Here is a 7,640-nt window from a genome sequence, read left to right on the forward strand (position 1 = left end):
CGCCGGCCATCAGCGCACCCCCGCCCCGGTGCCGTAGCCGGCGGCCCGGCCGCAGAGGCGCTCGTACGCCTCGACGTCGCGCGCCTTGTCGAGCCCGGTCTCGTAGGTGATGACCCCCTGCAGCACGAGTGCGGCCAGCGCCTGGTCGAGCGTCTGCATGCCGACGTCGCCGCCGGAGTGGATGGTCGAGTAGAGCTGGTGCTGCCGGCCCTCGCGGATGAGCGCGCGGACGGCGGGCGTGGTGATGAGGACCTCGACGGCGGGCACCCGGCCGCTGCCGTCGGCGCGGCGGCACAGGGTCTGCGAGACGATCCCGCGCAGGGTGCCGGCGAGCTGTGTGCGGACCAGCTCCCGGCCGTCGGCGGGGAACGAGTCGACGATGCGCTCGACGCTGCGGGCGGCGTCCTGGGTGTGCAGGGTCGCGAACACGAGGTGCCCGGTCTCGGCGGCGGTCAGCGCGGTCTGGATCGTCTCCGGGTCGCGCATCTCGCCGATGAGGATGATGTCGGGGTCCTGCCGCAGCGCGTGCCGCAGCGAGGCCGCGAACGAGTCGGTGTCGTCGCCGATCTCGCGCTGGGTGATGAGGCACCGGTGGGACCGGTGCCGGTACTCGATGGGGTCCTCGACCGTGAGGATGTGGTCGGGGCGGGTGCGGTTGGCCAGGTCGAGGATGCCGGCGAGGGTCATGGACTTGCCGGAGCCGGTCGGGCCGGTGACGAGCACCAGCCCGCGCGGCATCGACGCGAACGACGCGACGACCGGCGGCAGGCCGAGCTGCTCCAGACCCGCGATCCGGTCCGGGATGAGCCGCATGGCGACGGCCGTCCGGCCGCTCTGCCGGTACACGTTGACCCGCGCGGCGTACCCGGCGGCGACCTCGTGCGAGAAGTCCAGCTCGTGGTCGGCGTCGTACCGCGCGAGCTGCTCCCGGGTCGCCATCCGCTCGACCAGGGCCCGCACCTCGGCGTCGCCGAGGACCCCGACGACCTGCGAGGGCCGCAGCTCGCCGTGCACGCGGAGCAGCGGCGGGTGGTCGGCGGCCAGGTGGATGTCGGACGCGACGAGCCCGATGCCCTCCTGGACGACGGCGGTCAGCGGGTCGGCCGACGCGACGGGCTCGGGTGCGGGCCGGTACGCGACCGGCTCCGGCTCGACGAGGTCGGCCGTGACCGGCGCACCGGGCCGGACGGCCGTCGACTGGTACCAGGGCGTCGTCACACGACCACCCGCAGCAGCTCCTCGAGCGAGGTGCGACCCTCGCAGACCTTCTGCCACCCGTCCTCGCGCAGCGAGACCATGCCCTCGGCGTGCGCGGTGGCGGCCACCTCCTGCGCGGACGACCGGGCGACCGCGTGCCGCTCGATGGGCTCGGAGACCTCCATCACCTCGTGCAGCGCCAGCCGGCCGCGGTACCCGGTGCCGGAGCACGCCGGGCAGCCGACCGGCCGGAACAGCTCGACCGGCCGGGTCGGGTCGGGCCAGGTGAAGCCCGCGGACCGCAGCTCGGCCGGGGCGGGCTCGTAGGGCTCGCGGCACCTCGTGCACAGCCGCCGGGCGAGCCGCTGCGCGACGACGGCGTCCAGCGCGGAGCCGACCAGGAACGGCTCGATGCCCATCTCGACCAGGCGGGTGACGGCCGAGGCGGCGTCGTTGGTGTGCAGGGTCGAGAGCACGAGGTGCCCGGTGAGCGCCGCCTCCACCGCGATCTGCGCGGTCTCGTGGTCGCGGATCTCGCCGAGCAGTACGACGTCGGGGTCCGACCGCAGGATCGACCGGAGGGCGCCCGCGAACGTGAGCCCGGCCTTGGGGTTGACCTGGACCTGGTTGATGCCGGGCAGCCGGTACTCGACCGGGTCCTCGACGGTGATGACGTTGATCTCCGGCTTCGAGACCGCGTTCACCGTCGCGTAGAGCGTCGTCGACTTGCCCGAGCCGGTCGGGCCGGTGACCAGGATCATCCCGTACGGCTTGGAGTACGCGCGGTGGTAGACCTCGAAGCTGCGCTCGGAGAACGACAGGTCGCGCAGGGCGAGCCGCGCGGTCGAGTTGTCCAGCACCCGCATGACGATCTTCTCGCCCCACACGGTGGGCAGGGAGGCGACCCGCAGGTCGATCTTCTGGCCCTGGTGCACCACGGACATCCGGCCGTCCTGGGGCTTGCGCCGCTCGGCGATGTCGATGTCCGACATGACCTTGATCCGGGAGAGGATCGCGGCCTGCATGCCCTTGGGGGCGGGCTGCTGCTCCTTGAGGACCCCGTCGATGCGGTACCGCACCCGCAGCTCGTGCTCGGCCGGCTCGACGTGGATGTCCGAGGCGCGGTCGGCGATGCCCTGCGTGACGAGCAGGTTCACCCAGCGCACCACGGGGGTGTCGGCGTCGAGGACGTCGCCGATCTCGGCGACCTCCCCGGTCGTGGTCTGGGTCTCCTGCATCGACTGGCTGAGGTCCGCGATCTCCGAGTCGGCGCGCACCCAGCGGTCGAGGGCGGCCTCCAGCGCGCGCCGCGAGGCCACGACCGGCCGCACCGGCCGGCCGGTGAGCGAGCGCAGGTCGTCGAGCGCGAGCACGTTGCCCGGGTCGGCCATCGCGACCAGCAGCGCGCCGTCCTCGGTCCGCACCGGCAGCACGACGTGCCGCCGGCAGACGGGCCCGGGGACGAGCGCGACCGCGGCCGGGTCGAGGTCGGCGGTGTCCAGGTCGACGTAGGTCATGCCCGCCTGCTCGGCGAGCGCCCCGACGAGCTGCTCCTCGGTGAGGGCGCCCGAGGCCACGAGCGCCGGACCCAGCGGGGCGCGCGTCGCGACCTGCGCGTCCAGCGCGGCGAGCAGCTGGTCCTCGTCCACGAGGCCGCGCTCGAGCAGGATCTCCGCGAGCTGCTTCACAGCGGGCCCCCCGTCGGGCTGAGCGGCGGCGCGCCGACCGGCGCGAGCCCGCGCGCGGCGGCGGCCACGCGGTCGACCAGCACGCGCAGCGGCCCGTCGTCGAACGGCTGCGCCTCGGCCGCGCACCGGTCCGCCAGGTCGCGCAGGGCCGCGAGCTGCTCGTGACTCATCCGCAGCCGGCCGTCGATGGGCGACACGTACGGCGCGAGCTGCCGGGACACCTGGTAGCGCGGCACCTGCACGCGCCAGGTCGCGAGGAACCGGTCGGTGCGGCGCAGCCGGTCGTGCGCGACCTCCAGCCCTGCGCCCACCCGCCGCAGCACCGCGCCGCCGTCCGCCAGGTCGCGGTTCGCGGTCGCGAGGTCGTCCCGCAGGCAGGCGCACAGCTGCGCCAGGTGCTCGGGGCCGAGCTGGGCGCTGCCGCGGTCGATCTCACGCGCCGCGTCGACGACCGCGTCGCCGTGCAGCCGCGCGAGCGCGATCCGGAACCGCACGCGCAGGACGGCCCGCCGCGCCGTGGCCAGCTCCGGGACGAGGTCGGCGAGCATCTCCGCCACCTCGTCGCCCAGCGTCGACATGGCGCCCGCGGTGCTGAGCAGCACCGGGGCGGTCTGCGAGACGGTCTCGGACGCGTGCTGCGCCAGCTCCGTCACCTCGGCGAGCGCGGCGACGGCCGTCAGCGCGTCCCGCTCGACCTCCCGCAGGCGGTCGGCGAGCGCGTGCAGCCCGTCGAGCCGCGCCATGAGGCCGGCGACCTCCCGGTCCACGGCGACGCACGTGGCGAGCACGGTGCCGACCGGGCCCGCGTGCTGCTCGGTCGGGTCGACGGGCCGCCGCCGCTCCGCCATCGCGAGCACCTCGGCCGGCATGACGGTGTGCATGAACTCCTCGGCGTCGGCGAAGCCGAGCTGGCCGATCCGCTCGGCGAGCCGGGCGCACCCCGCCTCGGCCACCGCGACGCCGCCGAGGCCCTCGGCCCGCGCGTGCCGCTCGGCCACGAGCACGTCGGCGTAGGCCCCGGCGGCGGCGCTCCAGAACGCCTCGACGCCGGGAGCGATCCGCACCGACAGGTAGCCGTCGCCCATCGGGGTGACCGTCGCGAAGACCCAGTACGCCGCGCCGTCACCGGCGAGGTTCTGCACGTAGGCCGAGAACGGCCGCCCCGCCTGCAGGGTGTCCCACATCAGCTTGAACGCCCCGGCCGGCATCTGCGGGTGCCGGATGATGTTGTGCGGCGCGCCGACCAGGTCGGACCACGGGTGCGCGGCGACGCGGGTGAACCCCTGGTTCGCGCTCTCGATCACCCCGCGGCCGTCGGTCGTGGAGAAGATGAGGTCGCGCGCGCCGACCGCGCGGACCGCCCCGGTGGGTTCGACGTGCTCAGCCACGGCGCAGCCCCTCCATCGCCAGGCGCACCAGCGTGAGCAGCGCCTGCTTGGTCGCGCTGCGCGAGCGGGCGTCGGTGTACAGCACCGGCACGTGCGCGGGGATGGCGAGCGCGGCGCGGACGTCCTCGAGCCGGTGCTTGGCGACCCCGTCGAAGCAGTTCACGCCCACGACGAACGGCACGCCCCGGGACTCGAAGTAGTCCACCGCGGGGAAGCACTGGTCGAGCCGGTCGGTGTCGACCAGCACGACGGCGCCGATCGCGCCGCGCACCAGGTCGTCCCACATGAACAGGAACCGGTCCTGGCCCGGGGTGCCGAACAGGTACAGCCACAGCGACCCCGGCAGCGCGATCCGCCCGAAGTCCATCGCGACCGTCGTGGCGGTCTTCGCGGCGGTCCGGCCGCCCGCGTCGTCCACCCCGAGCGAGTGCTCGGTCATCGCGGCCTCGGTGTTCAGCGGCTCGATGTCGGAAATCGACCCGATGAACGTCGTCTTGCCGACGGCGAACCCGCCCGCCACGACGATCTTCACGACCGTCGGGGCCTCCGCCCGGTGGGCGGCGGCGTGCCCGTTCGCGTGGGCGGCGTGCCCGTTCGCGCGCGCGGCGGGGGCGCCGGCCGGCACCACGGGCTGCTCCGGACCCAGCGGGCCGGGGCCCTCAGAGGGCGGAAATGCCATCGTAGACACTCTCCAGGACGTCGAGGATGAGGTAGCGCTGCTCCTGGTCGGTCGCCGCGGCGGCGTCGAGCCCGGGCACGGCCGGGTCGTGCACCCGCACGGCCCCGGCCCGGACCAGGTCGGCGACGAGGATCCGGGCGACCCCCAGCGGCACCTCGATCCGGGCGGCGACCTCGGCCACGGTCAGGTAGGTGCCCGCCAGCCCGGCGAGGACCGCCCGCTGCTCCGAGGTGAGCGCGGGGTGCGCCGAGCCGTCCGCCTGCACGAGCGTGTCCAGGCGCACGTCGTCGCCCTCCGTCCGGGTCCGGCCGCCCGTGATGACGTACGGGCGGACCTCGGGGGCGGCGCGGCGCTCGCGGCGGGGGTCGGTCACGGCGTCAGGCCTCCGTCCGCGCGGGGCTGTCCACCGGGAGCTCGCGCCGCAGGTCGGACACGAGCTGCGGCGTGAGGGTCGTCTGCGCGCGGCTGGCCAGCATCGCCATCTCGTAGCCGACGACGCCCACATCGCAGGTGGTGTCCGCGGCGACGGCGAGCACCGACCCGCCGGACACGTGCATCAGGACCAGGAAGCCGGAGTCCAGCTCGACGACGCACTGGGCCACCTGGCGGCCGCCCAGCTCGCGCGCCGCGCCGCGGGTCAGGCTGGAGATGCCGGAGACGATGGCCGCGAGCTGGTCGCCGCGGGTCCGGTCGACGCCCTGCGACATGGTCATCAGCAGACCGTCGGCGGACACGACGAGGGCGAACGTCGTCCCGGGTGTGGAGCGCACGAACTCGTCGAGGAGCCAGACGAACTCCCGCCGGCGCGGTGTCGGGTCGGTCATCGCATCTCCTCGGCGAACGGGGTCGGGGCGGGGGTCGGGGTGGCGGTCGGGGTGGCGCGGTGGACCGGGTCGGCGGCGCCGTCCTCGCGGGCGCGCCGGGTCGCGGCGCGGAACGCCGTCAGGCGGGCGCGCAGGGCCTCGGCGTCGCGCACGATCGCCTCCTCCGCGGGGTCGGAGGCGGCGTCGACGGCCGCGGGCAGCCGCCGGGTGAGCGTCGGGGCGCCCGCCTCCGCGACCTGGGGCCGGTAGGACGACATCGAGCTGAGCGCGGCGAGCGCCTGCTGCTGGAGGGACGCGCGCTCCGCGAGGGGCGACTGCTCGCCGGTCCACCCCGGCGCGGCGGCCCCGCCCTGCGGCGACCAGGACGGCGCGTCGGCCGGCTCCTGGGGCAGGAAGGTGCGCCCGGCCGCGACGGGCGCGGCGGCGGCCGGCCCCGGGACGCCCGCGGCGGGGGTCGGCGACGCCGGGGCGGCGACCGGGGCCACGGGGTGCGCCGCGACCGCGACCGGCTGGGTGGCGGCGCGCGCGGCGTGCCGGCGCGAGCCCGGGGCGTGCGGCACCTCGGGGTGCGGCTGCACGAACCCGTAGACCGGCGGGTCCGCCGGCAGGTCCGGCGCGGGCGATCCGCCGGGTGCGCCGGGCCCACCCGGCACGCCCCCGACCGGGGTCCCGGCGAGGATCGCGTCGAACGACGGCAGCGCGGCGTGCTCGGGCGACGTGCCCGCCGGTGCGCCGGGCGGCCCGTCGGCAGCGTGCGCCCGCGACCGGGCGCTGCGGCGCGGACCGGGGACGCCGGCGGCCCGGCCCGGCTCGTCGACGACCGTGTGCTCCGGGACGTACGGCGCCGCGTCCGGCGCCCGCCAGCCGGGCTCCTCGCCGCCGGCGACCGGCGCGAGCGTGTCCGGGTCGAGCACCGGCGGCAGCACGACGGGCTCGGGCAGCACCGGCACGCTGTCGGCGGGCGCGTCGCCCTCGTCGTCGGGGCCGGCGACGTCGAACAGGTCGCGGGCCAGCCGGAGCGTCACCTCGGTGCCCTGCCCGTCGGGGCGCGGCGCGAGGGTCACGCCGATGCCGAGCCGGTCCGCGAGGCGGCCCACCACGACGAGGCCCAGCCGGTCGGTCGCCGCGGCGACGCCGGCCCGCGACCCGAGGGCGGCGTGCGCGCGGTCGAGCTCCGCCGCGGTCATGCCCAGCCCGCTGTCGCGGACGGTGACGTGCATCGCCTCGGGGTCGCACAGGCCGACGACGTCGACCACGGTGTCCGGGGGCGAGAACACCGTCGCGTTCTCGAGCAGCTCCGCGAGCAGGTGCGCGACCGGGACGACGTGCACCGCCGCCAGCGGCGGGTCGTCCGTGAGGTCGACCCGGACGCGCTCGTACGCCTCGATCTGCGCGCTGGCCGTGCGGACGACGTCCGAGACCGGGGTGGCGTCCCGCACCCGGCGACCGGGCGGGCTCCCGGCGAGCACCAGCAGCGACTCCGCGCCCCGGCGCAGCCGCATCGTGAGGTTGTCGAGCAGGAACAGCTGCTGCAGCGTGTCGGGGTCGGTCTCGGTCTGCTCGAGCTCGTCGAGCGCCTGGAGCTGCCGGTTGAGCAGCGAGATGTCGCGCCGGGCGGCGACGGCGAACGCCGCCGAGGACGCCGCGCGCGGGTCCGCGGACGGGTGGACGGGTGACGCGGACGGCTCCGCCGGGGGCGGGCCGCCGGGCACGAAGGTCCCCGCCGCCGGCGTCGGGAGGTACCCGGGCGCGGCATGGTCCGGGCCGGGGGCCTCGGGGGCGACCCCCGGCCCGGCGGGTGCCTCTCTCTTCTCCACCTCCCCTACCCCAACAGAAATGGCGCCTTAGTTGGGGGGGGGGGGGT

General features: G+C 76.3%; 7 protein-coding genes. All 7 read right to left on the reverse strand.

What is annotated here, in order from left to right:
• Nucleotides 1–9: 9 nt before the first annotated feature.
• From AC3WUG_RS13110 to AC3WUG_RS13140, 7 genes are read right to left on the reverse strand one after another with little or no spacing between them, the layout of a single operon-like run.
• Nucleotides 10–1,218 carry a type IV pilus twitching motility protein PilT gene (locus tag AC3WUG_RS13110; RefSeq protein WP_492328068.1) on the reverse strand — a complete coding sequence of 403 codons (1,209 nt, stop codon included), beginning with the start codon at nucleotides 1,216–1,218 and terminating at the stop codon, nucleotides 10–12.
• Complete coding sequence (locus tag AC3WUG_RS13115; RefSeq protein ID WP_492328069.1) at nucleotides 1,215–2,885, reverse strand: GspE/PulE family protein; 1,671 nt, start codon at nucleotides 2,883–2,885, stop codon at nucleotides 1,215–1,217. The genes AC3WUG_RS13110 and AC3WUG_RS13115 overlap by 4 nt, the downstream gene beginning before the upstream one ends.
• A complete protein-coding gene (locus tag AC3WUG_RS13120) occupies nucleotides 2,882–4,273 on the reverse strand; it encodes a PAS domain-containing protein (protein WP_492328070.1) in 1,392 nt (463 codons plus the stop codon). The genes AC3WUG_RS13115 and AC3WUG_RS13120 overlap by 4 nt, the downstream gene beginning before the upstream one ends.
• Entirely contained in the window at nucleotides 4,266–4,952 is a 687-nt protein-coding gene (locus AC3WUG_RS13125) for a GTP-binding protein (protein ID WP_492328071.1), read from the reverse strand. The genes AC3WUG_RS13120 and AC3WUG_RS13125 overlap by 8 nt, the downstream gene beginning before the upstream one ends.
• Nucleotides 4,933–5,325, reverse strand: coding sequence for a DUF742 domain-containing protein (locus AC3WUG_RS13130; protein WP_492328072.1), 393 nt, complete (start codon nucleotides 5,323–5,325; stop codon nucleotides 4,933–4,935). The genes AC3WUG_RS13125 and AC3WUG_RS13130 overlap by 20 nt, the downstream gene beginning before the upstream one ends.
• Before the next feature lie 4 nt (nucleotides 5,326–5,329).
• Nucleotides 5,330–5,776 (reverse strand): roadblock/LC7 domain-containing protein, encoded by a 447-nt coding sequence (locus AC3WUG_RS13135; protein WP_147796276.1) that lies wholly within the window; start codon nucleotides 5,774–5,776, stop codon nucleotides 5,330–5,332.
• Nucleotides 5,773–7,593, reverse strand: a complete 1,821-nt coding sequence (locus tag AC3WUG_RS13140; RefSeq protein ID WP_492328073.1) for a sensor histidine kinase — start codon at nucleotides 7,591–7,593, stop codon at nucleotides 5,773–5,775. Before AC3WUG_RS13140 ends, AC3WUG_RS13135 begins: the two co-directional genes overlap by 4 nt.
• Nucleotides 7,594–7,640 lie beyond the last annotated feature (47 nt).

The organism is Cellulomonas sp. EB106-03-03-XG116, from assembly GCF_058792015.1.